This is a genomic window from Amycolatopsis sp. NPDC051102 (genome assembly GCF_040682815.1).
GTDB lineage: Bacteria > Actinomycetota > Actinomycetes > Mycobacteriales > Pseudonocardiaceae > Amycolatopsis.
In genome coordinates this window covers 124,226-150,171 of the sequence record NZ_JBFBBT010000001.1, presented here as the reverse complement: position 1 = coordinate 150,171, position 25,946 = coordinate 124,226, and the positions used below count along the sequence as shown (strand labels likewise).

The window sequence follows — 25,946 nt, the reverse complement described above, 5'->3', positions numbered from 1 at the left end:
ACCTGCTCGTGACACTGCAGCGGGAGCGGGGACTGTCCTACTTGTTCATCTCGCACGACCTGGCGGTGGTCCGGCACGTCAGCGACCGGATCGCGGTGATGCGGCACGGCCGGATCGTGGAGACCGGCGCCACCGAGGACGTCTTCACCGCGGCCCGGCACCCGTACACCCAGAGCCTGCTCGACGCCGTTCCCGGCAGCACGGAGGAAGCATCATGGACCTAGGACTGATCACGTTCGGGAGCCTGCTGGCCGATGTCCGCACCGGCACCACCCTCAGCCAGCGACAGCGGCTCCGGGACGTGGTCCGCGCCGCGAAGGAGGCCGAGGACCTCGGGTACGCCTGGTACACCGTGGGTGAGCACCACTTCCGGGACCGGGACGTGATCCCGTCGCCCGCGGTCGTGCTGGCCGCGATCGCGGAGCACACCTCGACGATCCGCCTCGCGACGGGCACGACGCTGGTGGCCAACCGCGACCCGGTCCTCGTCGCCGAGGACTACGCGCTGGTCGACCTGCTGTCCGACGGCCGGCTGGAGATGATCGTCGGCGGCTCCTTCTTCCCCGAGCCGTACACGGTGTTCGACCAGGCCCCGGGGACCAAGGGCGCGCGCAAGCGGGAGAACCTCGAGCTGTTGCACCGGCTGTGGACCGAGGAGCGGGTCACCTGGCGGGGTGAGTTCCGGCCGCCGCTGGACGACGTCCTGGTGCAGCCCCGGCTCGCGCAGTCCCGGCCGCCGCTGTGGATCAGCGGGGGCACGAACCCGGACTCGATCGCGCTGGCCGTCGACCACGGCCTGCCCATGGTGTTCGGCACCACGGCCCGGGAGCCGGCCACGTTCGTCCCGTTCTTCGACGCCTATCGCGACCAGTGGCACGAGCGCCGCGGCGGCGAGCCCGGCCGGCTGGGGGCGGCCAGCCACGCGTTCGTGGCCAAGACGTCCCAGGAGGCGCGGGCGTTGTGGTCGACGTACATCGAGAGTTACCTCAGCGCCCGCACCAACGGGCCGTTGGACTTCGACGGCCACATCGGCGTCAACGGCCCGGCGCTGTGCGGCAGCCCGGCCGAGGTCGTCGACAAGCTGGGCCGGCTGCAGCAGCTGTGGGGTCACGATCTGCACCTGCTGTCGGTCGACATCGGCGGGATCCCCTACGCCACCGTGCAAGGCGCCACGGAGCTGATCGCCGCCGAGGTGCTGCCGCAGGTCCGGCGCGGAACGGTGGCCGCCAGTGCTCGATGACGACGTCCGCGCGCTCGCGGCCGCGCGCAGCCTCGGCATCTTCACCACGCTCATGCCGGGTGGCCAGCCGCAGACCAGTGCCGTGTGGCCGCACTCGGACGAGCGGCACATCCTGGTGGGTACCAACACTTCGCGGCAGAAGTACCGCAACGTCGTCCGCGACCCGCGGGTGACGATCCTGCTGCTGGACTCCGAAAACAGCCGCCGTTACATCGAGGTCCGCGGCCGGATCGTCGACGTCGAACGCGGCGAGGCGGCGCTCGCACTGGCCCGCGCCACGTTCACCAAGTGGACCGGCAAGCCGGAGATCCGCCGGGCCGAAGGCGACCGGGTGCTGTTGCGGATGCAGGCCGACCACATTCACCGGAAGGAGTGATCATGGAAGAACCCGTCGTCGGTCCCGACCGGATCAGCCCGGCCGAGCACACGCTCGTGGACGTGCGCTGGTACCTCGACGGGCGCAGCGGTGCGGCCGCCTACGCGGCCGGCCACCTTCCCGGCGCGGTCTGGGTGGACCTCGACACCGTGCTCAGCGGCCCGCCGGACCCGGCCGGTGGCCGGCATCCGATTCCGACACCGGAGGCCTTCGCCGAAGGCCTCGGCCGGGCGGGCATCGCCGACGACGACACGGTGATCGCCTACGACGACACGGTGATCGCCTACGACGACAACGGCGGGGCTTACGCGGCTCGCCTGGTCTGGCTCTTGCGGCTGCTGGGCCGGCCGGCGGCCCTGCTCGACGGCGGTCTCCAGACGTGGCCGGGAGAGCTGGAGACGGGCGTGGTCACCCGGCCGCCGGTGACGCGTCAGGTCCTCGACTGGCCGGCCGGCGCCTTCCGCACCGCGGACGAAGCCGCGCGGGCCACGGTCCTGCTGGACGCGCGGGCACCCGAGCGGTACTCGGGGGAAAGCGTGTTGCCCAGTGACGTCCGATCGGGACACATCCCCGGTGCGGTGAACGCGCCTTGGGCGGCGAATCTGAACGGAGACAACACCTTTGCCTCCCCGGAACGGCTGCGTGAGCACTACGGCGCGCTCGGTGTCACGGGCGACGCGGACGTCACGGTCTTCTGCGGCAGCGGCGTGACGGCGTGTCACGACCTGCTGGCGCTCGAGCTGATCGGCGTGCGGGCGTCGCTGTACCCCGGGAGCTGGTCGGCGTGGTCGGCGGAGCCGGCCCGCCCGATAACGACAGGGAGCCAACCACGATGAGTGCGATCCACGGTCAGCGGCTCGGCTTCGGCGCGGGCGGGATCTTCCGCGGCGCCGACCCGGCGCGGCTGCTCGACCTCGCGCAGAGCGCCGACGAGCTGGGCTTCGACTTGTTCAGCCTGAGCGACCACCTGCACACCGACCAGCCGACCTTGGAACCCTGGACGGCGCTGAGCTGGCTGGCGGCCAAGACGACGCGCATCGAGCTGGCCACCAACGTGCTCGGCCTGCCCTATCGCGCCCCCGCGGTACTGGCCAAGGCGGCCGAGACGCTGGACCGCGTGTCCGGCGGCCGGCTGGTGCTGGGGCTCGGGGCCGGCGGCTACGACCAGGAGTTCGAGGCGTTCGGCCTGCCGGTGCGCACGCCGGGGCGCAAGATCACCGCGCAACGGGAGGCCATCCGGATCATCCGGGGGCTGTGGGCCGGGGAGCCGGAGGTGTTCGACGGCCGGGAGTTCTCCGTGCGCGACGCCCGCATCGACCCGCTGCCTGCGCACCGGATCCCGCTCTGGCTCGGCACGTACGGTCCCCGGGCGCTGGAGCTGACCGGGCAGCTCGCCGACGGCTGGCTGCCCTCGTTCGGGCGGATCGACCTGCCCCGCGCGGTCGAGATGCGGGACGCGGTGCGGAAAGCGGCCGCCGACGCCGGGCGGGATCCCGGCTCGATCACCTGCGCGGCCAACTTGACCGTGCGGGTCGACCCCGCGCAGACGTCCCGGCCGGGCCTGGTCACGGGCGGCGTGGACGAGGTGGTCCGGCAGATCGTCGAAGTGGTCCGGGCCGGGTTCACGTTCCTGCTGCTGGGCCCGCAATCGGTGGCGGCGCAGGAACTCCTGGCCCGGGAGGTGCTTCCGGCCGTCCGCACCGCGGTGGCCGGTTAGCCGGCCACGCGCGCGCGTGCCACGTCGTCGGCGTTGACGACCCGGCGCATCAGTCCGACCAGAGTCTCCTGCTCGTCCTCGGACAGCACGCCGAGGAACTCGCGCTGGGACCGCTGCGCGGTCGTCAGGAGTTCGGCGGCGAGGGCACGGCCGTCGTCGGTGAGGGCGACGCGCTGGCGGCGGCGGTCACCGGGATCGCGTTCCCGGGCGACGAGTCCCCGGCGTTCCACCTCGTCGAGGTAGCCCACCAGGTGGCTGCGGTTGAGGCCGAGCCGGTCGGCGAGGTCGTGCTGGGCGAGGGGGCCGAAGTCGGCCAGGCCGGTGAGCACGGCGAAGTGGGGCAGCCGCAGACCTCGCTCGGCGAGCGCGTCGGCGAGCACCCGCCGGCCGATCTGGGCGAGGTGGCTGGCCAGATAGGACGGGAGGGCGAGCAGGGTCGGCGGGCGGATCCCCTCAGGTGACATGCGACGCAGCGTACTCGATGGACAGAACTATGTCGTCATGTAATGATGTCGCGGTGACACGATTTCCCCTCGGAGGAGTGCAGCCATGACGAACCCGGAGCGTGCGGTGGCGGCACCGTTCGCCGCCTTGCTCATCGCCGTGCTCTCGTTCTCCCTGTTGCAGACCATGCCCGTGCCCGCGCTGCCGAACCTGCAACAGGCGTTCGGCGTGCCCACCACCACGGCGTCCTGGGTGTTGAGTGCCTTCCTGCTCACGGCTTCGGTCGCGACCGGGCTGCTCGGCCGGCTCGGCGACATGTTCGGCAAGCGGCGGGTGCTGCTGGCCTGCGTGATCGTGTCGGCCACCGGCACCCTGCTCGCGGCGCTGGCCGGCTCGATCGGCGTCCTCATCGCCGCCCGCGCTGTCCAGGGTGTCGGGGCCGCGACCTTCCCGCTGGCCTTCGGCATCGTGCGCGAGCAGTTCCCGCGCGATCGGGTGCCGGTCGCGATCGGCTGGATCAGCTCGGTGTTCGGCATCGGCTTCGGCGCCGGCCTGGTCATCCCCGGCCTGATCGTGGACGCGCTGGGCTGGCGGTGGATCTTCTGGCTGATGCTGCTGATGATCGTCTTGGGTATCGCCGCCGTGGCGGCCTTCGTCGGCGAGTCACCGGTCACGTCGCCGAGCCGGGTCGACTGGGCCGGCGCGCTGCTGCTGTCCGCCGCGATCGCCGCCCTGCTGCTGGCCATCAGCAACGGCCGGGCGTGGGGCTGGGGCTCCGCTCCGGTGCTCGGCCTGTTCGCCGCCGCGGTCGCGCTGGTCGTCGTGTTCGACCTGGTGGAGCGGCGGATCACCGCGCCGCTGGTGGACATCGGGTTGCTGCGCAACCGGACGGTGCTCGCGGCCAACGTCACCGCACTGATCATCGGCATCGGCATGTACGGCGCGTTCACGCTGATCCCGGCCCTGGTCGAGACGCCGTCGTCGGCCGGCTACGGCTTCGGCTCGTCCGTCACCCAAGCCGGCCTCTTCATCATCCCGATGGCCGTGACCATGCTGGTCGCCAGCCCACTCGCCGGACGGCTGGGAGCCGTCCTCGGGTTCAAGCTGCCGCTGGTGCTGGCCTGCGTGATCGGCGCGATCGGCTTCGCCTTGTTCGCGGTCGCACACGACACACCGCTGCCCCTCTACCTCGGCAACGGGATCATCGGCATCGGTGTGGGGTTCGCGTTCGCGTCGCTGGCCAACTTGGTCGTCAGCGTGGTCGATCCCCGGCAGACCGGCGAGGCGACCGGGATCAACACCATCATGCGGACCATCGGGGGCACGCTCGGCGCCCAGGTCGCGGCCACCATCGTCACGTCCACGCTGCTCCCTGGCACCCGGATCCCGGCTGAATCCGGGTACACCACGGCATTCACGCTGTCAGCGATCGCCATGGGCGTGGCGACCATCGCCGCCCTCGCCGTGCCGGGGCCGCTGCGCCGGGCCGTGGCGGCACCGCTGAGCCGGGCCGCCGGATGACCGGCGGAGAGCTGACTGCCGTACCCACGCCGGTGTCCGACGTCCGGCTGAGCCCGGACCGGCTGTGGGACGAGCGGACCCGTCCGCAGGCGCCGCCGCCCGAAGCGGGTCGCCGCTACACGCCCCGCGAACAAGCGGGTGGCCGCCGGCTGATCGAGGTGCACAACTACCTCCGGACCGAGCTCGCCCGGCTGCGCACGCTGATGTCCGACGTGAGTGCCGGCGCGATCGGCCCGGCGGCCGCGCGGGCCGCGCTGCACGCGCTGGCGTTGTGGCCCGCCGAGACGCAGCTCGCCGGCTCCTGCCGGGCGTTCTGCCGGATCGTGCTGCTGCACCACCACCGCGAGGACACCGACCTCTTCCCACGGTTGCGGGCGTTCGAACCACCACTCGGCCCGGTCGTCGCCCGGCTGGAGCAAGAGCACGAAGCCCTGCACGGGCTCGTCGAGCGGATCGACCGGACGCTGGTCGCCGAGCCGCTCGACGTGCCCGCCCTGCGCGCCACGGTGGACCTGCTGACCGACGCGCTGCTGTCCCATCTGTCCTATGAGGAACACGAACTGGTCGAGCCGCTGGCTCGGCTGTGGGGGTGAGGAGATCGATGAGCACTACCGTTGCGGTCGTCGGCGGCGGCTATGGCGGCGTCACCGCCGCGAAGGCCCTCGACGAGTTCGCCGACGTCGTCCTGATCGAGCCGCGGGACGCCTTCGTGCACAACGTCGCCATCCTGCGGCACCTGGTCGACCCGGGCTGGTCGGGACGGCTGTTCTTCCCGTACGACCGGCTGCTCACCCGGGGCAAGGTGATCCACGACCGCGCGGTCGCCGTGGACGCCACCGGGGTGACACTCGGTCCCGGCGACCAGGTCCCGGCCGACTACGTCGTGCTGGCCACCGGCTCGCGGTACCCGTTCCCGGCCAAGGTGGAGGAGACGGCGAGCGCCGAGGCGGCGGAAACGCTGCGCGAGGCCCACGCCGCGCTCGCCCGCGCGACCCACGTCCTGCTGCTCGGCGCCGGACCGGTCGGGCTGGAGCTGGCCGGGGAGATCAAGGCGGCCTGGCCGGACACCGGTGTCACGATCGTCGACCCGGCACCGGACATCCTGGGCGCCACCGCGCTGCCCGACGAGCTGCGAGCCGAGGTCCGCCGTCAGCTGGACGCGGCGGGCGTCGAGCTGGTGCTGGGCACCGCCCTGACCGCGGATCCGCCGGGAGAACCGGGTCGCGCCGGCGAGTTCACCGTGACTACCGAGTCCGGCACCGAGATTTCCGCCGACATCTGGTTCCGCTGCTTCGGCGTGCAACCCGTCACGGACTACGCCGACGGCGGCCTGGCCGCGGCGCTGGACGAGAAGGGCGCCCTGCGCGTCGGCCCCGACCTGAGGGTGCCCGGGCACGCGAGCGTCTTCGCCATCGGCGACGTCACGGCCATCCCCGAAGCCAAGATGGCCAAGGCCGCCGAGCAGCAGGCCGCGATCGTCACCGCGAACATCCGGACGCTGATCGAGGGCGGCACCGAGCTGGCGGCCTACACCCCCGCGTCTCCCGGCATCGCGCTCCCCCTCGGTCCGCACGGAGGCGCCTCCTACAACGAGACCGTCGGCGTGCTGGGCGCGGAACAGACCTCGAAGATCAAGGGCGCCAGCCTGCGTGTCGAGTCCTACCTCGAGCTGCTCAACCTGAACCGGTGAGCGTCATCGTGGTGGGGGCCGGTCCCACCGGGCTGCTCCTCGCCGGCGACCTCGCGGCCGCCGGCGTGCCGGTGACCGTGTTGGAGAAGCGGGAAGAGGGCGTCAGCAACCTGTCCCGCGCTTTCGGCGTGCACGCGCGCACCCTCGAGCTGCTCGACGCGCGCGGGCTGGCCGACGATCTCGTGCCCACCGGGCAGGTGATCGGCGAGCTGCGGCTGTTCGGGTCCATCCCGTTCGACATCACACAGCTGCCGTCCCGGTTCCCGTTCCTGCTGGTGACCCCGCAGTACGAGGTCGAGAAGCTGCTGCTGAAGCGGGCGCACGACCTCGGGGTGGTGTTCCGCTACGGCACCGAGGTCACCGGTCTCCGGCAGGACGGCGACGGCGTCGCCGTGGCCACGGGTTCCGGTGAGTTCCCAGCGTCCTACGTGGTCGGGGCCGACGGCGTGCGCAGCGCCGTCCGGAGCGCCGTCGGGTTGCCGTTCCCGGCCGGGTGCTGATCAGGTCCGTGGTCCTGGCGGACGTGAAACTGGTGGAAGAGCCGGAGATCACCGTCCGCGTGCACGGTGGCGGAGACGCCTTCGGCTTCATCGCGCCGTTCGGCAACGGCTACTGGCGGATCGGCGGCTGGGACCGCCGCCACCGGGACCTTCCCGACGACACCCCGGTGGAGTTCGAGGAGCTGCGGTCCATCACCGAACGGGCCTTCGGCACCGACTACGGCATGCACTCGCCGCGCTGGCTCGGCCGGTTCCACAGCGACGAACGGCAGGTGCCGAGCTATCGCGCCGGGCGCGTGCTGCTCGCGGGCGACGCCGCGCACCAGCACTCCCCCGCCGGCGGTCAGGGCATGAACACCGGCCTGCAGGATGCCGCGAACCTGAGCTGGAAGCTCGCCGCGGCGGTGCACGGGTGAGGCCCGGCGGCGCTGCTCGACAGCTACCACGCCGAGCGCCACCCCGTCGGCCGGTCGGTGCTGCGCAGCAGCGGGCTGAACCTCCGGCTGGCGATGGCGCGCAACCCGGCCGAGGTGGCGCTGCGTTTCATGCGCACCCAGATGGTCAAGCGCGTCCCGGCGGTCAGCCGCGCGGCGATCGGCGAGATCACCGGTATCGGGTACGGCTATCCGGCTCCCCGCGGCGCCCATCCTTCGGCCGGCAGGCGAACCCCCGACCACGCTTTGGCGTCCGGCCGGCTCTACGAGACGCTGCGGGCCGGCAAGTTCGTGCTCGTCCTGCCGAAGGGTTCCCACGCGAACGTCCCGCCCAGCCAGGTCGTCACGGCACACTGGCCGGACAGCCGGCGCGACGCCCTGCTGGTGCGGCCGGACGGATACACGGCATGGGCCGTCGACTCCCCGGATGTCTCCGAGATCGAGTCGGCGGCCCTGGGTTGGACCGGCACCTACAGCCAGAAACGGGGCTAGCGGTTGTCGTACGCCGCGCGGGCGGCGTTGATGTGCGGATGGTGCGCAATGCTCCATTCGAGCAGTGGTGCGGTCGCCTCGCGCAGGGTCCGGCCCATCGTGGTCAGCTCGTAGCTGACGTGCGGCGGCATGACGTTGCGGACCGTGCGGGTCAGGATGCCGTCGCGCTCGAGGTCGCGCAGAGTCACGGTGAGCATGCGCTGGCTGATGCCGTCGACGGCCCGCTTGAGCTCGGTGAAGCGCCGCGGCCCGTCCTTGAGCATGCGCACGATCAGCAGCGCCCACTTGTCCCCGACGATTCCGAGGACGTCGCGGGCCGAACACGGGTCCTGCATGGTTACCTCCTGGGAACCGGGGCACCGAAAAGTGCCGTATTGCCCGGTGCGCGTCGGGTGGATCACGCTGTTCACGGTTACCGAATGGTACCGGGGCACGAGGAGGAACCGCACGACCATGACCACATTTCTGCTGGTACACGGCGCCTGGCACAGCGGGCGGAGCTGGGACCGGGTGGTCCCGCTACTGGAATCCGCCGGACATCGGGTGCTCGCGCCGTCGCTGACCGGTTACGGCGACAAGGCCCACCTGCTGGGCCCCGAAGTGGGGCTCGGCACCCACATCGACGACGTCACCGCCCTGATCGAAGACGAGCGTCTCGACGACGTCGTGCTCGTGGGGCACAGTTACGCCGGGATGGTCGTCTCGGGGGTCGCCCACCGGGTCCCGGAGCGGATCGCGCAGCTGGTGTTCCTCGACGCGATGGTTCCCGAAGACGGCGAAACCGCCGTCGACGTCCTTCCGGTCACCAAGCGGTTCGTCGACGCCGCCGTGGACGGCTGGCGGGTTCCGCCGATGCCGGAGCAGCCGCCGCCGTTCGGCTTGTTCGGGGTCACCGATCCCGGGGACATCGCCTGGCTGCGCTCGATGCTGTCGGACCAGCCGGTGCGGTGCCTGCAGGAGCCCGTCCGGCTGGGCAACCCGGCCGCGCGTGCGATTCCGCGCACGCACATCCATTGCGTCAGTGGTCAGCCGGCGGGCATCACCCGGCGTCCCGTCCCGGCGGACGAACGGGTGCGGGAGCTGCCCACCGGCCACGACTGCATGATCACCATGCCCGTCGAGCTCACCGAGCTGCTGCTCGAGGCAGCCCGGTACGCCAGGTCCTGAGGTCAGTACCGAAGCTCACGTCCGGTGAATGGCCGGCCGGGACTACGTCCGGTCGGCCACGTGACCGGCGCCGCCCTGACCGGGCGGTGCCAGCACCGCCAGCGTCGGCAGGTGCGACAGGAAGCCGCCGTCCACCGGGATCAGCTGGCCGGTGAGGAAACTCGCCGCCGAGGCCAGGAAGGTGACCAGCGCGGCCACGTCCGCCGAGGTGCCCAGCCGGGGCACCAAGTTGTGCGCGCGGATCTTCTCCTGCACGAAGTCCGGCATGTCCGCGTCCAGCGCCGGGGTCTTGATCAGCCCCGGCGCCACGGTGTTGCACCGGACGCCGTGGTCGCCGTACGCGGCGGCGACGAACCGGGTCAGCGCGATCAGGCCGCCCTTCGAGCTGCCGTACGCGACCATCGTGCGGTCCCCGGACAGTCCCTGGCCGCTGGCGATGTTGACGATCGAGCCGCCGCCGCGCTCGATCATGACCGGCACCGTGTGCTTGCACAGCAGCATGGGACCACGCAGGTTCACCGCCATGACCTCGTCCCACAGCTCGACGGGCATGGTCACGACGTCGCGGTCCCGCTTGATCGCCGACACCAGCGCCGCGTTGTTGTCGAGGATGTCGACGCCACCGAAGGTGTCCACGGCAAACCGCACGAGTTCACGCACGCTGTCCTCATCGGACACGTCGACGAGGTGGCCGGCCACCTTCAGGCCCTGCGCGGTCAGCGAGTCGACGACCTCGGCGACGGCGGGGGCGGCCACGTCGGCCACCACCACCCGCGCCCCGGCCTCCGCCAGTGCGGCCACGGTGGCCGCGCCGACGCCACCGGCACCCCCGGTGACGATGGCGACCTTTCCCTCCAGCGCGCTCATGCCCGGACCGCTTCCACGACGCTGCAGAACCCGCTGGGCACGATCCGCGACAGCTCGAGGCCCGCGCTGCGGAACAGCTCCGCGAACTCGGCCTCGGTCCGTTGTCTGCCGTCGCAGAGCACGAGCATGTTGAGGTCCATCAGCTTCACCGTCGCGGCCGGCTCGGCCTTTCCCGGCAGCACCACTTCGGCGAGCAGCACGCGGCCGTCCGGTGCCATCGCGTCGCGGACGTTCGACAGGATCCGGGCCGATTTCTCGTTGTCCCAGTCGTGGATCACGTTGGACAGCAGGTACGCGTCACCGCCCGGCGGCACGCTTTCGAAAAGCTGCCGCCCACCACCGACAGCCGGTCGGCGACGTCGGGGTGGGACGCACCGGCCACGACCTCGGGCTGGTCGTACAGCACACCGTGGACGCCGGGGTTGGTCCGCAGGATTTCGGCGAGCAACGCGCCGTGGCCGCCGCCGACGTCGACGACCCGGCTGAACCGGCCGAAGTCGTAGGCCGCCACCACCGGCTTGATCATCTGGTCGGTGGCGCTCGTCATGGCGTTGTTGAACACGCGCGCGGTGTCCGGGTGCGTGGCCATGTATTCCCAGACGTCCTGGCCGTGCACCCGCTCGAACGCCGACCGCCCGGTCCGGACCGAGTCCGCGAGGCCGGACCAGCTGTAGCGGTCCGCCGGATCGCCGACCCACTGGGCGAAGCCGCGCATCGACAGCGGGCTGTCGGTGCGCAGCGCGTGCCCCAGCTCGGTGAGCGCGAAGACCTGGCCGTCGTGTTCCTCGAACAGGTCGAAGTCCGCGCACGCGCGCAACAACCGGTACAGCGTCGGCGCGTGCGCGTCGATCTCCTTCGCGATGTCGTCGACCGGGCGCGGGCCGGCGGCCAGCGCGTCGGCGACCCCGAGGGACGCCGCGGCGCTCACCGCCGCCGACATCCAGCTCGCCGTCGCCAGTTGCAGGATGCGGGCGGGAATCGGGATCTCCGGAGGAGTCATGCACTGCTCCTAACACCACTGAGAAGGGCGGCAAGATGGGATTGGACCTGCGGCAGCGCCACGAGCTCGGCCAGCACCGCGCGGAGCGGCCCGACCTCGGGTCCGCCCAGCAGCAGGTCCTCCTGCGCCGTGACGTAACGCAGGATCTTCGCGGCGGCGGGGTGCCGTTCGTCGTGGTAAGCGACCGGCGACCGCCCCGGCCGGAACGCCTCGCCGAGGCTGACGGCGTCCTTGAGGCCGACGTTCAGCGCCTGCCCGCCGATCGGCAGGTGCCAGTGCGCCGCGTCGCCGGCGAGGAACACCCGGCCGCGGCGGTATTCGGTGACCTGCCCCCGGGCGTTGTCGAAGGCGTCGACCCACAGTGGCGTGCCGTGCGAGATGTCCTCACCCGTCACCTTCGCCCAGACCTCGGCGACGGTGGCGAACGTCGGCTGCTCGTGGGTGACCTCGCGGCCGAACTCGTGCACCATGACCCGGGTCACCCCGGCCCGGGTCGAGGCGACGGCCATGCCGTGCTCGAACCGTTCGAAGCGGCGGTCCGGGACGTCCAGGCCGGTCACGTCCGCCCGGAGCAGCTCGCGCGTGGCCGGTGCGGCGTCGACCGCGAACCCGGCCAGCCGCCGGACTGTGCTGTGCCGGCCGTCGCAGCCGGCGACGAAGTCCGCCCGCAGCGCCGGCCGGCCGGCGAACGCCGCCTCGACGTGGTCGTCGTGCTCGATCAGGCCGGTCAGCTCGTGCTCGCGCAGCAGCGTGGCCCCGAGGCCGAGCGCCTGCTCCGCGAGCGCGGCCTCGGTCCGGTACTGCGGGACCTTCCAGTTACCCGCGAACTCACTGTCCACGTCGGACATCTCGAAGCCGAGGCCGCCGAAGTGCGAGCGAGGCTCGTGGACGGCCTCGGCCAGCAGTGCGTTTAGCCCGCGTTCGTGCAGCAGCTCCGCGGTGCGGCTGGTGAGCTGGGACGCCCGGGACTCCTGCATCGGCCGCGCCAGCCGCTCCACCACCGTCACCCCGGCCCCGGCGCGCCGCAGCTCGCCGGCGAGCAGGAGGCCGACCGGCCCGGCGCCGACCACCAGTACCTCGGGCACGTCAGCGGCTCTCGGCGTAGGTCTTGGCGTGGCCGAGGGTGGCCAGGCTGTTGGTGCTCAGCGCCTTCCGCACGAACGCGCGTGCGGCCGCCACGTCCGCTTCCGGGCCGAGCACCTCGGTGATGGTGTCCTCGTTGAGCCGGACGGTGTGCCGCGAGGTGGCCGTGACTCCCCCGCCCGGCCGCTCCTCGAACAGCCAGTGCCCGGTGTGCAGCGTCATCAGCTTGGGCACCTGGACCTGCTTGTAGACGATGCGCCGGTGGGGCAGGCAAACCCGGACCGACCGGGTGGTGTGCGTCGAGCCGTCCTGGGTGCGCGTGTCCATCTCCAGCACCTGCAGGCCGGGGGTGTCCTCGGTCAGGTCGACCCGCGCGACGTGTGGCAGGCGCTCTCGCCACAGGTAGGCGTCGTTGACGAAGTCGTAGACGTCCCGCGCGCTGCCGTCGATGTCCAGGGTGTCGTCGAAGCTGAACAGCAGGTCCGACGCCGAAGCCTCCGCGGTGTCCTTCAGCGCCGCCAGCTCCACGCGACTGTTGCGGTCCACCGCCTGGTCGATCCAGGCCAGGTCGGCCGGGTCGTCGGTGGCGGCGTGGTAGTCGTGGCGCAACCGCACCCTGGACGTCTCCTCGGACAACGGCTCGACCAGCCAGGCACCCCCCATCCCGCCGACCGGGGGCTGGGACACCTCCTGGCGGAAGTCGATCCGCAGCGCGCCGGGATCGAGTTCCCGGCGCGACGTCCAAGTCTTGGCTGTGCCGTTCGCCGTGGCCCAGATCCGGATGCGCTCCGATCGCTCCTCCCGGGACGCGTGTTCGACGTGGACGGTGGGGGCGAACAGCTGCGGCCAGTTCCCCACGTCCGCGATCAGCTGGTAGAGCTCCTTGGCCGGGGCCGCGACGGTGATCTCGTGCTCGACGTTGCGTGTGATGGGCATGACTCTCCTAGAAGTTGCCGAGACCGCCGCAGACGTTGATGGCCTGCGCCGCGATGGAGCCCGCGATGTCGGTAGCCCGGGAATCCGGCGAGCCAGTCGTCTTCCTGCGAGAAGAGGTCGACGAGTTCCTGCTGGTCGGCCGGGGCCACTCCCATCACCGCGAGCACCGTGAAGTGGTCGTGGTCCGGGCCGATCTCGATGGTGTCCAGACCGGCGCGGCGGCGGGTGAACACCACTTTCGTCTGCAGGAGCCGGACGGAGGTGGCGAGCTCGTTGAACAGCGGGACGATCTCCCGCTGGAACTTCTCGCCGTGGTACCGGTTCTGCAGGTCCTCGGCGCTGCGGCACTGGATGTAGTTCGCCGTGCCGGGTTCGGCGATCCCGCCGAAGAGGGTGGACGAGATCCAGCCGGGGAAGTCGGCCGAGTCGATGCTGCCGCGCATCGTGGTGAGCAGTTTTTCCTGTGCCACGGCGGTTTTGGCGCCGAACAGGTTGAGCACGGTCAGAATGTCGGCTTCCGCCGAAATGAATGCCATGATTCTCCCGCCAACAAAGATTTCGGCGGTTTCGACCTCGAACCCCTGCCTGCGCAGCGCGCCGGCGACGACCAGCCGCTCCACCTCGTCGCTTTCGGCAACCAGCACACGCACCATCACTGCCCCCAGTGAATCGTCACGCAACCATCGGAGAAGTGGTCTCGGTCGCCGATTCTGACAACCTTCTCGGAACTTCTCAACCAATCCCAAGACGAATGCAGACGATTTCACGATCCCTGCAGAACACAGCCCCACCGACACCTGACAGGACAACCGGAACTACAGCGAGAGCAGGTCATCGTTGTACCGACTAGCCGCCGAGCCGAAAGCCGATTCCGGGTACGTTGACCACCCAGGAGTGCGCGCCCAGTTTCGCCCGCAATGTTCGGACGTGCGTGTCGATTGTCCGCGTTCCCCGTCCGCTCGAATCGCGCCACACCTCGGACATGATCCGGCGCCGGGTGAACACCCGGCCCGGCTCGGAGGCCAGCAGGGCGAGCAGGTCGAACTCCTTCGGTGTCACGGCGATCTGCCTGGCACCGATGCGGACTTCCCGGTTCCGCAATCCGATGCGCAGCGAGCCGTGCACGACGGTTTCGGCCGCCGCCGAAGGCTCCGAGGCCGGTCGACGTACCCGGCGCAGCACCGCGTCGATCACCGCGGCCAGCTCACTCGGCCGGACCGGCCCGCTCACGTAGTCGTCGAGCCCTGCCTGCAGACCCAGCACCCGGTCCAGTTCGGAGTCACGAGCGGACACGCCGACGATCGGCACCCGGCTGCGGGCACGGAGCCGGCGGCAGACCTCCAGACCGTCGAGATCGGGAAGATCCAGGGCCAGCACCACCAGATCGGCCAGGACCGAGGTGGCGAGCAGTGCGGTCCCGGTGTCCACGACGCTCACCTCGAAGCCGTGATCCCGAAGGTCGTGGCTCAGGTTCCCGGCGTTCGCCGGCATCGTCCCGACCAGTAGCAAGCGCACATGCCCCCCTCACGACGAAGCTCGGCAGCTCGCGCGTCCCGGGTTGCCACGACCGACCGCGGTGGAAAGAAGGCCCGGCAGGTCTCACCCGCCTCGCCGGCGAGGCGGTCGCCACTGGCCGCCCCCGGTCGCCACGATCTTTCGAGGCTAACCGGTCGAGGACGAGCAACACAGCCAGCTTGTTACCTTCTCACTGAATGGACCACCGTTGGTACGGATGGACCAACTCCACCGTCGGTCCACTATGGACTTTCCAGTCCCGGTCGGCCAGGTCTTGAGCCGACGAGCGTCGCCGCGGACGATGCCTGCTCGCTTACGGTCACCAACGACCGGGTTCTGCGGTTGGATGGCGCGAGCCGACGCGAAGGAGTGCGTGTGAACATCCTGCTGATCCACGGCGGACTGCACGAAGACATGGACGCCCGGCGATTCTGGGGAACCACCGGCGTCATCAGCGGCCTGAAAGAGCGGGGACTGCGCGTTCGCGCACCCGACCGCCTCTCCGGGGCCGTCAGCTGGCAGTCCGAAGCGGATCACCTCGCGCCGGTCCTTCTCGACGAACCGGCCGTGGTCGTCGCGGGCTCCAACGGCTGCTCGGTCGCCGTCCGGCTGGCCCTCACCCATCCGAAGCAGATCGAGCGGCTGGTCCTCGCCTGGCCGGCCACCGCGGGCGACGCCGCGATCGACGATCGCGTTCGCGAGAGGATCACCGACGAGACGGCCGCGGCCGAGCTGCTGCGGGGCGAGACCTTGCGCGGTGTCCGCGACGACGAGCTGGCCGGCTTGCGCGTGCCCACTGGTGTGCTGCCGTCGGCGCAGCCGAACCCCGCGCATCAACGGCGGACGGTGGACGCCCTGCTCCGGGTGCTGCCCGACGTTCGGGAGCTGCCGGCAGCCCCCGAGCCGGTCCGGCCCGACTTCGACCGCCACAAGGAGGTCGTTCTCGCCACGATCGCCGCGTTCGCCGCTTCCTGACCATTCACGCGGCCGGGCGAGCCGGAGGGCGCAAGACGACCGCGCCCACAGCGTGAACACGAGTGCGGTGCGACCTCGGCTCGGATAGCTGTGGAGTACCGAGCCCGTGAAGTGGAGAACGCGTGAAGTTCCTGCTCATCACCCTCATCACCCACGTCCCCGACGCGGTCACCGGCGTCCAGGCCCCCACCCACGAACGGCTCCGCGAAGTGGTGACCAACGCCGAGCTCGCCGAAGAACTCGGCTATGACGGCTACGGCGTCGGGGAACGGCACGAGCGGCCGTTCATCTCCTCATCCCCGCCCGTGGTGCTGAGCCACATCGCCGCGCGGACCACGCGGATCCGGCTGTTCACCGCCGTCACCACGCTCAGCCTGCTCGACCCGGTGCGCGCCTTCGAGGACTACTCGACCCTCGACAACCTCTCCGGCGGACGGCTGGAACTGATCATCGGCAAGGGCAACGGCGCCGCCCAGCGCGAGCTCTTCCACGTCACTCCGGACGACCAGTGGGACCGCAACGCCGAAGGCTACGAGCTGTTCCGGCGCCTCTGGCGCGAGGACAGGGTCACCTGGTCCGGACGCTTCCGGCCGTCGCTGACCGACGCCGAGGTCTGGCCGCGGCCGCTGCAGCAGCCGATCCGCGTCTGGCACGGCAGCGCGACCAGCCGCGACTCCGTCGACGTCGCCGCGAAGTGGGGCGACCCATTGTTCTCGGCCAACGTCACCAACCCCGTTGAACCCTACGCCGAACTCGTCCGCTACTACCGCGAGCGTTGGGTCCATCACGGCCACGACCCCGCGGCCGCCCTCGTCGGCGCCGGCACCGCCGGCTTCCACGTCGCCCGGACGTCGCAGGAAGCGCTCGAGACCTACCGGCCGATCTTCGAAAGCCGGCTGGCCATGCAGACCAGGCTGGGACTGGAACCGGTCTTCCGGACCCTCGACGACTTCGTCGAGCGCAGTTCCGCGCTGATCGGGAGCCCGGCGCAGGTCGTCGACAAAGTGCTCCGCTACCACAAGGAGCTCGGGCACCAAGTCATCCATCTGCACGCCGACCGCGACGGGCTCACCACCCGGCAGCACCGGGACGCCCTCGAGCTGTTCCAGTCCGACGTCGCCCCCGTGCTGCGCCGCGAGATCCCCGCTCCGCCGTGGCCCGCCTGAAAGGACCGCCCGTGCCCGAAGTCCCCCTCTCTGTCCTCGACCTCGTCCCGATCAGCTCCGGCGCGACCGTCGCCGAAGCCGTGCGCAACACCGTCGATCTCGCCCGGCAGGCCGAACGGTTCGGCTACCGGCGCTACTGGTTCGCCGAGCACCACCTCAACCCGGGCGTCGCCGGCGCGTCCCCACCGATCCTGATCGCGCTCGTCGCGGGCGCCACTGAACGCATCCGGCTCGGCTCCGCAGGAGTGCAGCTCGCCCACCGCACGCCGCTGGCCACGGTCGAGGAGTTCGGCCTCATCGACGCGTTGCACCCCGGACGGCTCGACCTCGGGCTCGGCCGCAGCGGCAAGCAGCTCGTCCGCGAATACGCCGCGGCGGCCACACGGCCGGCGGCGCCCGCGCAGACGATCAACGGCCTGCTGATCCCGCCGAAACCCGACTTCAGCGGTCTGGCGCGCTCATCCCGCCTCGGGGTGACCTTCGGGCTCCTGCAGCAGCCCGGCGCCGAGTCCCCCGACTACGGCGAGCAGGTAGACGACATCCTCGCCCTGCTCCACGGCACCTACCGCGCCGCCGACGGAGTCGAGGCCCACGCCGTGCCCGGCGAAGGCACGCGGCCGCAGGTCTGGATCCTCGGCAGCAGCGGCGGGCAAAGCGCGTCCGTCGCCGGCCGCAACGCCCTGCGGTTCGCCGCCAACTACCACGTCAGCCCGTCGAGCGTGCTCGAAGCCGTCGACGCGTACCGGAAAGCCTTTCAGCCGTCGGACGCGCTCCCACGGCCCTACGTCGCGGTGTCGGCCGACGTGGTCGTCGCCGACGACGACGCCACCGCGCGGGAACTGGCCTCGGGCTACGGCTTGTGGGTGCGCAGCATCCGCCGTGCCGAGGGCGCGATCCCCTTTCCCACGCCGGAAGAAGCCGCCGCGCACGATTGGACCGACGAGGACCGCGCGCTGGTCGCCGACCGCGTCGACACCCAGTTCGTCGGCTCACCGGCCACGGTCACTGCCCGGCTGCGACAGCTGCAGGAGGCGACCGGCGCCGACGAACTCGTCGTCACGACCATCACCCACGCCCACGTCGACCGCGTGCGGTCCTACGAGCTGCTCGCCGAACACTGGAACCACTGAAGCCGTGGAGGCGCAACGCGGCCAGGATGACCTCCACACTCCTGGTCGCGCCGACCGACGCCGTGTCGATGGTCAGGCGCTCGCGATCCCACGGCTCGTACTCCCGCGCGACGACCTCCTGCCACGTCGGAAGCCGGAGGCCGGGGAGATCGCTCACCCGGCCCTCGACACGGGCGCGGTGTTCCGCCGGGTCGGAGCAAACGAGTTCCACTTCGAGGACCGGGAAGCCGGTGCCGGCCGCGCGCCACGCGTCCCTGGTGAGCTTCAGCGGGTTCACGCACTCGGCGACGACGTCGACGCCGTTGCCGAGCTGGTCGCGGGCCAGTGCGTAGCCGGCTACATACCCCGCGACTCGTGGTGGGGCGGTGAGCTCGCCGGAGTCCACCAGGGCCTGCTCGATCGTGTCGATCCGCAGGTAGGCCGCGCCGAGGGCGCGCGCCAGCGGCCGGGCCACGGTGGTTTTGCCCGTGCCCGGCAGGCCGCCGAGCACGATCAGGCAGGCCGGCGTCATCCGATCCCGGGGTACAGCTCACGGTAAGCAGCGATGTGTCCCGAGTCCGTCGTCACCGACTCCGCCGCCAGCACCGCGTGCACGATCGCGCGGGCGAAGGCGTTCGACGCGGCCGCGAACAGCTCCGGGGTCGCACCTGCGCTGGTCGCTCCAGTGGCCACCGCGAACACCGTGTCGCCGTCCGCGACGCCGTGGGCCGGACGGACCGCCACCGCCAGCCCATCCTGGCCGGCGCCCGCAAAGCGGTACGCCGCGCCCGGGTCGAGGGACGCCGTTGTCGCGACCACGCCGATCACCGTGTTGAGCGGGGTCCGGGTGTCCCGGTCGCGTGTCGACGCCGCGAGCCGCTCCCGCGCCGCCACACGAGCCGCTTCGCCCGGCGCTGCCAGCGCAAACTCCTGCCAGGCAGCGTCGCCGCGGGCTGTCGCACCCAGCGAGTAGCCGTAGGGCAATCCCGAAGCCGGATCCACCGCCGGGTGGTGGGAGTTCAGCACGGCCAGCGCCGCCACGACCGTGCCGTCCGGCAGCACCGTGCTCGCGGTGCCGACGCCGCCCTTCATCTCCGCACTGACCGCGCCGGTTCCAGCACCGACGTTGCCCTGCGCCACCGGCCCGTCCGTCGCGGCGCGGACGGCCTCGGCGCCGAGTTCCGCGTGCGGACGGGCGTGGAAGTCGCCACCGCGGCCGAGGTCGAACAACGCCGCCGCCGGAACGACCGTGGTCGCCTCCGGGCGGTGCTCGGCCAGCCATTCCAGCACGCTCCCGGCGGCTGCGAGACCGAACGCGCTGCCGCCGGTGAGGGTGATCGCGCCGACGCGCGGAGCCGGGTGGCGAGGGTCCAGGGCCGCGGTGTCGCGGGTGGCCGGACCGCCGCCGCGGACGTCGACGGAGACGACCGCGTCCGGTGGCACCAGCACGACCGGGGTCGTGTCAGTACCCGCTGCTTCCCCGAAGTCGAAGCCGGGCCAATGGATGACGATGATCTTGTCGCCAGTGTAGCCAAGCTGCTCACGCAACCGTGCCGCGATCTTCCCATCTCGGTCGGCGAGCACGATCCAGGTTCCCGAGCTCGTCGGCTCCGCGATGGAGTCATGCGCGGCGACAGACGAGAGTGGTTCGGTAGTGGTGCCTGCTTGTGGTTCCCAGGACAGCTCGTACAGCCAATGCCGTCCTTGCCGGCTTACCGAACCGTCTCCGGATAGGACTCGAACTTGGAATCCGCGGACCTCGACCAAGACCCGACCGTGTTCGTCGGTGGCCACGATGTCCCCGACGACCAGGTCGTCTTCGGTACGAGTCAGCTGGGCGTGAGCCCAGATTACCCCGCACCCAGCAAGCTCTTTGACATCCTGGTGATGCTCGATCCGTTCAACCCCCATTGGGATCACTGAGCTCAGAGGAATACCGCGCCGCTCCGCCAGTGGCAGCAGCAGCTGGAAGCAACCATCGAGTAGGACCGGATCGAGCACGGCATCGACACGGCCGAATCGATCTGCCTCACCGAGAGCTGTGCGATCGAGCCGAGCGACCGCTTCATCGGCGCCGAGCCAGAGGCCGGCGATGGTCCGGAAACGGGGTCCGTAGTCGAACCCGCCCGTTCGGAAGATGGCGTAGCACTCATCCACGGTGCGCTCGTCAAGGCAGCGGTCTCGAGCGGCGGCCAGGCCGTGATAGGCGAGAACGCCACGGGCGTTTGTAACCGTTGCGCTCATCTGTCGTACCCAGGGAGTCTGTGGGGTTAGCCGGCCGCTGATTTCGACTGAACCGGTCTCGCGGATCAGGGTCGTCTGCAGTTCCGTTAGCGTGCTGACGCCCAAAGCCACAGGCGCGTGGAAGATGATGTCCTGAAGACGGTAGTGTCCTGCGGGGCCCTCCTCCCGAGCGGCTGCCATGGCCATGTCAACGAATGCCGCGCCCGGATAAAGATTCGCGCCGTGAACGTGGTGGTCGGCGAGATACGCCGGTCGTGATCCATCAAGTACCCGATGCCAGACCGGTGTCGCTTCCCCGGCGCGCACGCCCAGCAGAGAGTGGGCCAACGTGCCAATTCGGTCGGCACGGGAACGTTCGTCCTCGATCCAGTACCGGTCGCGATTCCAGGAGTAGGTGGGCAGTTCCAGTTTGGCGCCGTCGTCGGGCAGCAGAGCCGGCCAGTCGGGACTGTGCCCGTGCAGGTAGAGCTGTGCGCAGGCGGTAGCCATGCTCTCGGAGTCGGGCAGTTTCCGTCGTAATGACGGCACGCTTACGCCGCTCACGCGCGCGGCTCTGAGCGTCTCGCTGATCGCGGAACCGAGCACCGCGTTCGGTCCGAGTTCCACAAAGACGGTGTGGCCATCGGCGATCAATGCTCTGGCAGCGTCGACAAACAGTACCGGCTGGCGCACGTTCCGCCACCAGTAGCCGGCGTCATGCGCCAGCTCGTGCAGCTTCTGGCCGGTGACGGTGGAGTACATCGGAATGTGTGGTTCTCGCGGGCGCAGGCCGTGCAAGCACGAGCGGAGATCGGTCTCCAGCGGATCCATCGCCGGGCCGTGGTAGGGCACATCGCCATCGACCAGTCGCGCGAACACCTCGCGCGACTGCAGCTGGTGCTGCAAGGCCAGCAGCTCCGGCTCGGGTCCGACCAGTGCTGCCGCGGACGGTCCGTTGCTCGCGGCCAGGGTAAGCCGCCCGGCCAGTACAGGTACCAGAGCAGCAGCCTGCTCGGGGGACAAACCGACAGCCAATAACCGACCTTGCCCGCTGGTGCGCTGCTGCAATCGGGCACGGTGATACACAACGGTCATCGCGTCGGAGAGGCTCAGAGCACCGCTGGCGTATGCCGCGGCGACTTCCCCAGCCGAGTGACCCACGATCGCGTCCGGTTCGATCCCCAGCGCCCGCCACAGCTCGAACAGCCCGATCTGCAGAGCCGCGTTGGCGGGTTGGGAGACCTGTGTCTCAGCCATCCGCGACGTGGTCTCATCCCGCCCGAGTTCTTCCAGAATCGACCAGCCGGCCAGGGGGGTGAACAGTGTGTCGCAGCGCTCGATCGCGTCACGGAAGACCGGGTTGCCGGTCAGCAATGAGCGTCCCATCCCCCACCACTGTGGGCCCATGCCGGTGAAGACGAACGCCAGTTTGGATCGGGCAGACGAAACCGTGGTGGTGGTCAGCAGCCTCTCGTGCGGCTGACCAACTGCGAGGGCACGAAGTGCGGCCTGGGCGTTCGCAGGGTCATCGGCAACGACCGCAGCGCGGGTGTGGGTGTGCTGGCTGCGGCGGCGAACGAGTGCACCGCCAACTTGGTCCGGATCGATTCCTCCGTCGATGAGATCGGCGAGCCGGCTGGCGACACGCGCCAGTGATGGGATGCTGCGGGCGGAAAGCGGAATGACGGTGCCGAGTCCGGGCATCGGCGCCGCGGTCGGCGGAGGTGTCGGGGTTGGGGCAGCCTCGAGGACGACGTGGGCGTTCGTGCCACCGAAGCCGAATGAGTTGACCGCGACCCTCGCCAGCGGTCCGGCTGCCGGGAGCGGGACCAGCGTCCTGGGAATGTCGAGTCCAAGCGCCGGCAGGTCAATGCGGGGGTTGATCGTGGTGAGGTGTAGGTGCGCGGGGACTTGGCCGTGTTGCAGTACCAGTGCGGCTTTGATCAGTCCGGCCACGCCAGCGGCAGCCTCGAGGTGCCCGATGTTGGTCTTGACCGAGGCGATCAAGCATCGCCGTTGCTCGCCCCGGCCCACACCGTAAACGTTTCCGATAGCGTTTGCCTCGATCGGATCACCAACCGGGGTGCCGGTGCCATGGGCTTCAACAAAACTGACCGTCTCCGGATCTATGCAGGCGCTGCGGAGAGCAGCGCGCATAGCGCGTTCCTGACTTTTGCCATTGGGCACGGTGATTCCGTTGGTGTGCCCGTCCTGACCTACGGCCGTGCCTCGGATGACCGCATAGATCCGGTCACCATCGGCGCTGGCCTGGCGGAGCGGTTTGAGTACCACGACCCCGCAGCCCTCTCCACGTACATAACCATCGGCTTCAGCATGAAAGGCACGGGACCGACTGGTCGGGGAGAGAAATCCACCTTGGGAGGCTGTGATCGTGAAATTCGGACTGAGCATCAGATTCACACCGCCGGCAAACGCCAGTTCACTTTCACCTTGCCAGATCGACTGGCAGGCCAGATGCACGGCCACGAGCGATGAAGAGCATGCCGTGTCGACCGACATGGACGGTCCGAGTAGGTCGAACGCGTGCGAGATGCGGTTGGCCAGCATGGTCATGACCACGCCCGTAGCCGTGTGTCCGTGCAGCATGGAACGGTGGCGATCGGCGGCAGCGAATTGCAGTTGACTGTAGTCGAGGGTGAACCCACCAATGAACACCCCCGCCACGCGCCCTGCCAGCCGTTCGACCGGAATCCCGGCGTCCTCGATTGACTCGAAGGCAGCCTCCAATAGCAGGCGCTGTTGCGGGTCTATATAGTCCGCCTCACGCGGTGAGATACCGAAGAACGATGCGTCGAACTCATCCACAGGCTCAGACAGAAAGCCACCTCGCCGGACACGACTTTTACCCGCAGCCAAGTCTGGATCATAGAACTTTTCCATACTCCATCGATCCGCAGGCACATCGATCAACGCGTCACCCTCGTCAATAAGGAGAGACCAGTACCGCTTGACACTCGATGCCTCGCCGGGAAATCGACATCCGATACCCACTATCGCGATCGGTTCAGAATCGGCACGCACGTCGCGAGAGGAGAAATTTGTCGACATGAAAACCCCTCACTGAAGTGACTGTACGTATCGGCCCCTGGCGTCGATCGAGACGATCGTCCTGTTACTACATCAACCACTTCTCGACACGGGAACACCCATTCGGCGCAGGCAAATAAACTCTAAGTAGAAACGCAGCCTACTCGAAAGTAGTTTTCCTGATATCCGCACACTTTGAAATGCCATCGGTGACAATTCTGATTCCCGGGTTCGACGTAGCCGGGCACCCGAGATCGTCTACGAGGATCTGGGCAGCACGCGGTGGCGTCGGACCAGCGACGCCCGCCGGTCATTGACTATGAGGCGCAGTCACGAGCGACCTATACGGTAATGACACGACGCGACTGCGCTGATCGGATGAACGGCTCAGAGTGTGCCGTCATGACCCAACGGCCGCGACATCCGTCCAGCGTGATCCCACCGCACCCGCGTCACCTGGCCGCACCACCCGCCGGCACGGCCGACCTGCTGGCGCAGTGGATGAACGGCAAGAAGCCGACAACCACGACCGCTCCCCGCCCCGACCACCGCAGTGGATTGCGGTTCGCGTTCTATGGCCGAACCTCGACCACCCGCCATCAAGATCGCGTGTCGTCGCAGGGGTGGCAGCGCGACATGGCCGAGCACCTCGTCGCCGGGCACGGTCAGATCATCGCCGCCTACTTCGACGTCGGCACCTCACGCCGCATCCCGTGGCGCCAGCGAACACAGGCTGCCCAGCTCATGACCGCGGCCTCGAGTCCAGAATCCATGATCGACGCGATCGTGATCGGCGAGTACGAACGTGCCTTCACCGGCACCCAGTTCGCCACCCTCTACACCTGGTGCGCCCGGCACGGCGTCCAGCTGTGGCTCCCGGGAACGGGAGGTCCGGTCGATATGAGCAATCGCGATCACCGGGCACTGCTGTCGCTGCTGGCCACCCAGTCGCAGCGCGAAGTGCTCCGTGCCCGCCACCGCGTCCTGGCCGCGATGCACAACCAGGCCACCCAACAGGGCCGCTATCTCGGTGGTCGACCACCCTACGGCTACCGTCTCGTCGACGCCGGCCCGCACCCCAACCCGGCGGACGCTCGCTGGGGCCGGCGGCTGCAACGGCTGGCTCCCGATCCCCGAACCGCGCCGCACGTGAGCTGGATGTTCCGGCAGCGTCTCGCCGGGCACAGCGTCGCCAGCATCGCCCGGCACCTCAATGAGCGCGGTGTCCCTTGCCCGTCCAGTGCCGACCCGGACCGCAACCGCCACCGATCCCGCGGCGCCTGGACTTTGCGCACGGTCGCCGTGATCCTGGCGAATCCGCGCTACACCGGCCGGCAGACCTGGAATCGCCGCGCTACCGGATCGGAAGGCTCAGGCTCAACGCCAGCGCTGTCGGCGAAGGTTGCGCATCCGGCGCTCGTCACCGAGCTGGACTTCGTCGCAGCCCAGCAGATCCGAGCAGCGCGCTCCACCAGCGACGGCCGGACTCGCCGGTTCGCCCTGGCCGGCTTGATCCACTGCGGTGTCTGCGACCGCCGGCTCGACTCGCACCGGAACCACGGGCGACCGACCTACCGCTGCCGACACGGCCACACCAGCACCCAGTGCGCGGGCCAGCCGCGGCCGAAGACGCTCTACATCCGCGAAGACCACCTCGTCGACGAGATCCATATCCGGCTCGGCGTTCAAGACGATGACGGCCACGCCAGGTTGAAGTCTGCCCGGGCACGGAGCAGTCGCGTCGCGATAGCACTGCGCGATTCGGGACAGTACGTCGTCTGCGACAGCGCCGGATGGCGACTGAAAGAGATCGACTCAAGCTGAACTACGATGACCCGGCTTCAAGATCGCGTTACGCGATCCGTGGGGTAATACTGTGTCCGAGACTTGAACCCCCATACGTGGGATATCTCCCGTGTTCGGGGAGATCATGCGTCTACTGTAGCTCAGGGTTTCTGCACACGCATCCGAGGAAGCGAGCCACCAGGGACAAGCGGGCGGCCCCGTGCGCGGGACCTCCGGTACCTCCCAGCAGCGACCGCCAGGAGCCGGAGTGCTGACGAGCAGTTCGGCGGCTGGCAAAGCATTAGCGGCCGCTGCTCCTTTGCCGGTCGGTCGCCGAGCGCCACCGGCAGTGGAAACCGGGTCTATCCAACCCCGAACATCCTGGACCGACGTGGTGATCGACGAACGGTTACTCGGCCGAATACGGGCTGAGTCAGCTCGCTTGGACGTGTCGGCGTCCAGCAGTAGATCAGCGAGAGGCCCCTCGAGTGGGCTGCCTCGAAGCGGTCCTCGCGTGGTCGGCCGTGAGCCGCGAGCACATCGGTCAGCGATTGTGTGACGGCGTCTCGTCCGACCCCGCCCAGCGAACGTCGCAGGCCCCGTGCCTCATAATCCAGCTAGGGCAGCGGGGAACGCCAGCGGGCGCACCTCGGCCATC

The 25,946-nt window shown here is 69.8% G+C and carries 25 protein-coding genes and 1 pseudogene; 16 read left to right on the top strand and 10 right to left on the bottom strand.

The features are described 5' to 3' along the window. Positions 1-8: 8 nt before the first annotated feature. Genes AB0M93_RS00525 through AB0M93_RS00505 form a run of 5 tightly spaced genes read left to right on the top strand, consistent with a single transcriptional unit; the run spans position 9 to position 3,333 of the window. Positions 9-224: an ABC transporter ATP-binding protein gene (locus tag AB0M93_RS00525; protein WP_364266413.1), complete on the top strand. Its 216-nt coding sequence runs from the start codon at positions 9-11 to the stop codon at positions 222-224. Beyond that, positions 215-1,240 carry an LLM class flavin-dependent oxidoreductase gene (locus AB0M93_RS00520; RefSeq protein WP_364266410.1) on the top strand — a complete coding sequence of 342 codons (1,026 nt, stop codon included), beginning with the start codon at positions 215-217 and terminating at the stop codon, positions 1,238-1,240. The genes AB0M93_RS00525 and AB0M93_RS00520 overlap by 10 nt, the downstream gene beginning before the upstream one ends. Further along, positions 1,230-1,616, top strand: a complete 387-nt coding sequence (locus AB0M93_RS00515) for a TIGR03618 family F420-dependent PPOX class oxidoreductase (RefSeq protein WP_364266407.1) — start codon at positions 1,230-1,232, stop codon at positions 1,614-1,616. The genes AB0M93_RS00520 and AB0M93_RS00515 overlap by 11 nt, the downstream gene beginning before the upstream one ends. A 2-nt stretch (positions 1,617-1,618) precedes the next feature. Then, positions 1,619-2,452, top strand: coding sequence for a sulfurtransferase (locus tag AB0M93_RS00510; protein WP_364266404.1), 834 nt, complete (start codon positions 1,619-1,621; stop codon positions 2,450-2,452). Next, on the top strand, positions 2,449-3,333 hold the full coding sequence (locus AB0M93_RS00505; protein ID WP_364266402.1) for an LLM class flavin-dependent oxidoreductase: 885 nt from the start codon (positions 2,449-2,451) through the stop codon (positions 3,331-3,333). The genes AB0M93_RS00510 and AB0M93_RS00505 overlap by 4 nt, the downstream gene beginning before the upstream one ends. Here the strand turns inward: AB0M93_RS00505 and AB0M93_RS00500 are convergent. Next, positions 3,330-3,797 (bottom strand): MarR family transcriptional regulator, encoded by a 468-nt coding sequence (locus AB0M93_RS00500; RefSeq protein WP_364266399.1) that lies wholly within the window; start codon positions 3,795-3,797, stop codon positions 3,330-3,332. The two genes, AB0M93_RS00505 and AB0M93_RS00500, sit on opposite strands and share 4 nt — an antisense overlap. An 85-nt stretch (positions 3,798-3,882) precedes the next feature. Between AB0M93_RS00500 and AB0M93_RS00495 the strand changes: the two genes are divergently transcribed. Genes AB0M93_RS00495 through AB0M93_RS00470 form a run of 6 tightly spaced genes read left to right on the top strand, consistent with a single transcriptional unit; the run spans position 3,883 to position 8,414 of the window. Beyond that, the gene (locus tag AB0M93_RS00495; protein ID WP_364266396.1) at positions 3,883-5,298 is read left to right on the top strand and encodes an MFS transporter; all 1,416 of its coding nucleotides are present in this window, start codon (positions 3,883-3,885) and stop codon (positions 5,296-5,298) included. Further along, positions 5,295-5,891 carry a hemerythrin domain-containing protein gene (locus AB0M93_RS00490; protein WP_364266393.1) on the top strand — a complete coding sequence of 199 codons (597 nt, stop codon included), beginning with the start codon at positions 5,295-5,297 and terminating at the stop codon, positions 5,889-5,891. Before AB0M93_RS00495 ends, AB0M93_RS00490 begins: the two co-directional genes overlap by 4 nt. 8 nt (positions 5,892-5,899) lie before the next feature. Then, entirely contained in the window at positions 5,900-6,988 is a 1,089-nt protein-coding gene (locus AB0M93_RS00485) for an FAD-dependent oxidoreductase (protein ID WP_364266390.1), read from the top strand. After that, positions 6,985-7,488 (top strand): FAD-dependent monooxygenase, encoded by a 504-nt coding sequence (locus tag AB0M93_RS00480; protein ID WP_364266387.1) that lies wholly within the window; start codon positions 6,985-6,987, stop codon positions 7,486-7,488. The genes AB0M93_RS00485 and AB0M93_RS00480 overlap by 4 nt, the downstream gene beginning before the upstream one ends. Beyond that, entirely contained in the window at positions 7,482-7,904 is a 423-nt protein-coding gene (locus AB0M93_RS00475; protein ID WP_364266384.1) for an FAD-dependent monooxygenase, read from the top strand. The genes AB0M93_RS00480 and AB0M93_RS00475 overlap by 7 nt, the downstream gene beginning before the upstream one ends. Before the next feature lie 57 nt (positions 7,905-7,961). After that, the gene (locus AB0M93_RS00470; protein ID WP_364266381.1) at positions 7,962-8,414 is read left to right on the top strand and encodes a hypothetical protein; all 453 of its coding nucleotides are present in this window, start codon (positions 7,962-7,964) and stop codon (positions 8,412-8,414) included. Here the strand turns inward: AB0M93_RS00470 and AB0M93_RS00465 are convergent. Continuing rightward, a complete protein-coding gene (locus AB0M93_RS00465) occupies positions 8,411-8,749 on the bottom strand; it encodes a helix-turn-helix domain-containing protein (protein ID WP_364266378.1) in 339 nt (112 codons plus the stop codon). The two genes, AB0M93_RS00470 and AB0M93_RS00465, sit on opposite strands and share 4 nt — an antisense overlap. A 118-nt stretch (positions 8,750-8,867) precedes the next feature. Here AB0M93_RS00465 and AB0M93_RS00460 point away from each other — a divergent pair, with 118 nt between their 5' ends. Then, positions 8,868-9,581, top strand: a complete 714-nt coding sequence (locus AB0M93_RS00460) for an alpha/beta fold hydrolase (RefSeq protein ID WP_364266375.1) — start codon at positions 8,868-8,870, stop codon at positions 9,579-9,581. Between the two features lie 42 nt (positions 9,582-9,623). Here AB0M93_RS00460 and AB0M93_RS00455 read toward each other — a convergent pair whose 3' ends face one another. The 6 genes and pseudogenes from AB0M93_RS00455 to AB0M93_RS00430 form a co-directional block, all read right to left on the bottom strand. Next, positions 9,624-10,448: an SDR family oxidoreductase gene (locus tag AB0M93_RS00455; protein ID WP_364266372.1), complete on the bottom strand. Its 825-nt coding sequence runs from the start codon at positions 10,446-10,448 to the stop codon at positions 9,624-9,626. Next, positions 10,445-11,388: pseudogene (locus AB0M93_RS00450) on the bottom strand (methyltransferase). The gene AB0M93_RS00455 and the pseudogene AB0M93_RS00450 overlap by 4 nt, the downstream one beginning before the upstream one ends. 56 nt (positions 11,389-11,444) lie before the next feature. Next, positions 11,445-12,533, bottom strand: a complete 1,089-nt coding sequence (locus AB0M93_RS00445) for an FAD-dependent monooxygenase (RefSeq protein ID WP_364266369.1) — start codon at positions 12,531-12,533, stop codon at positions 11,445-11,447. Between the two features lies 1 nt (position 12,534). After that, entirely contained in the window at positions 12,535-13,467 is a 933-nt protein-coding gene (locus AB0M93_RS00440) for an aromatase/cyclase (protein ID WP_364266366.1), read from the bottom strand. Next, on the bottom strand, positions 13,398-14,120 hold the full coding sequence (locus AB0M93_RS00435) for a hypothetical protein (RefSeq protein ID WP_364266363.1): 723 nt from the start codon (positions 14,118-14,120) through the stop codon (positions 13,398-13,400). Before AB0M93_RS00435 ends, AB0M93_RS00440 begins: the two co-directional genes overlap by 70 nt. A 193-nt stretch (positions 14,121-14,313) precedes the next feature. Beyond that, positions 14,314-14,982, bottom strand: a complete 669-nt coding sequence (locus AB0M93_RS00430) for a response regulator transcription factor (protein WP_364266360.1) — start codon at positions 14,980-14,982, stop codon at positions 14,314-14,316. A 375-nt stretch (positions 14,983-15,357) separates the two neighbouring features. On the opposite strand from AB0M93_RS00430, the gene AB0M93_RS00425 reads away from it, so the two are divergent. The 3 genes from AB0M93_RS00425 (at position 15,358) to AB0M93_RS00415 (ending at position 18,253) form a co-directional block, all read left to right on the top strand. Beyond that, positions 15,358-15,957, top strand: a complete 600-nt coding sequence (locus tag AB0M93_RS00425; protein ID WP_364266358.1) for an alpha/beta hydrolase — start codon at positions 15,358-15,360, stop codon at positions 15,955-15,957. Between the two features lie 122 nt (positions 15,958-16,079). Then, positions 16,080-17,123: an LLM class flavin-dependent oxidoreductase gene (locus AB0M93_RS00420; protein ID WP_364266356.1), complete on the top strand. Its 1,044-nt coding sequence runs from the start codon at positions 16,080-16,082 to the stop codon at positions 17,121-17,123. Positions 17,124-17,134: 11 nt separating this feature from the next. Further along, positions 17,135-18,253 carry an LLM class flavin-dependent oxidoreductase gene (locus AB0M93_RS00415; protein ID WP_364266353.1) on the top strand — a complete coding sequence of 373 codons (1,119 nt, stop codon included), beginning with the start codon at positions 17,135-17,137 and terminating at the stop codon, positions 18,251-18,253. Here the strand turns inward: AB0M93_RS00415 and AB0M93_RS00410 are convergent. Next, on the bottom strand, positions 18,189-18,764 hold the full coding sequence (locus AB0M93_RS00410; RefSeq protein WP_364266350.1) for an AAA family ATPase: 576 nt from the start codon (positions 18,762-18,764) through the stop codon (positions 18,189-18,191). The two genes, AB0M93_RS00415 and AB0M93_RS00410, sit on opposite strands and share 65 nt — an antisense overlap. Then, on the bottom strand, positions 18,761-23,524 hold the full coding sequence (locus AB0M93_RS00405) for a beta-ketoacyl synthase N-terminal-like domain-containing protein (RefSeq protein ID WP_364266347.1): 4,764 nt from the start codon (positions 23,522-23,524) through the stop codon (positions 18,761-18,763). Before AB0M93_RS00405 ends, AB0M93_RS00410 begins: the two co-directional genes overlap by 4 nt. Positions 23,525-23,905: 381 nt before the next feature. Between AB0M93_RS00405 and AB0M93_RS00400 the strand changes: the two genes are divergently transcribed. Continuing rightward, complete coding sequence (locus tag AB0M93_RS00400) at positions 23,906-25,327, top strand: recombinase family protein (RefSeq protein ID WP_364266344.1); 1,422 nt, start codon at positions 23,906-23,908, stop codon at positions 25,325-25,327. Positions 25,328-25,946 lie beyond the last annotated feature (619 nt).

Excerpts from the sequence above, each read along its gene's own strand:
- AB0M93_RS00495 (WP_364266396.1), top strand. The coding sequence starts at position 3,883 with ATGACGAACCCGGAGCGTGCGGTGGCGGCACCGTTCGCCGCCTTGCTC.
- AB0M93_RS00435 (WP_364266363.1), bottom strand. The coding sequence starts at position 14,120 with ATGGTGCGTGTGCTGGTTGCCGAAAGCGACGAGGTGGAGCGGCTGGTC.
- AB0M93_RS00405 (WP_364266347.1), bottom strand. The coding sequence starts at position 23,524 with ATGTCGACAAATTTCTCCTCTCGCGACGTGCGTGCCGATTCTGAACCG.
- AB0M93_RS00510 (WP_364266404.1), top strand. The coding sequence starts at position 1,619 with ATGGAAGAACCCGTCGTCGGTCCCGACCGGATCAGCCCGGCCGAGCAC.
- AB0M93_RS00400 (WP_364266344.1), top strand. The coding sequence starts at position 23,906 with ATGACCCAACGGCCGCGACATCCGTCCAGCGTGATCCCACCGCACCCG.
- AB0M93_RS00500 (WP_364266399.1), bottom strand. The coding sequence starts at position 3,797 with ATGTCACCTGAGGGGATCCGCCCGCCGACCCTGCTCGCCCTCCCGTCC.
- AB0M93_RS00490 (WP_364266393.1), top strand. The coding sequence starts at position 5,295 with ATGACCGGCGGAGAGCTGACTGCCGTACCCACGCCGGTGTCCGACGTC.
- AB0M93_RS00410 (WP_364266350.1), bottom strand. The coding sequence starts at position 18,764 with ATGACGCCGGCCTGCCTGATCGTGCTCGGCGGCCTGCCGGGCACGGGC.
- AB0M93_RS00505 (WP_364266402.1), top strand. The coding sequence starts at position 2,449 with ATGAGTGCGATCCACGGTCAGCGGCTCGGCTTCGGCGCGGGCGGGATC.
- AB0M93_RS00485 (WP_364266390.1), top strand. The coding sequence starts at position 5,900 with ATGAGCACTACCGTTGCGGTCGTCGGCGGCGGCTATGGCGGCGTCACC.
- AB0M93_RS00455 (WP_364266372.1), bottom strand. The coding sequence starts at position 10,448 with ATGAGCGCGCTGGAGGGAAAGGTCGCCATCGTCACCGGGGGTGCCGGT.
- AB0M93_RS00520 (WP_364266410.1), top strand. The coding sequence starts at position 215 with ATGGACCTAGGACTGATCACGTTCGGGAGCCTGCTGGCCGATGTCCGC.
- AB0M93_RS00465 (WP_364266378.1), bottom strand. The coding sequence starts at position 8,749 with ATGCAGGACCCGTGTTCGGCCCGCGACGTCCTCGGAATCGTCGGGGAC.
- AB0M93_RS00460 (WP_364266375.1), top strand. The coding sequence starts at position 8,868 with ATGACCACATTTCTGCTGGTACACGGCGCCTGGCACAGCGGGCGGAGC.
- AB0M93_RS00440 (WP_364266366.1), bottom strand. The coding sequence starts at position 13,467 with ATGCCCATCACACGCAACGTCGAGCACGAGATCACCGTCGCGGCCCCG.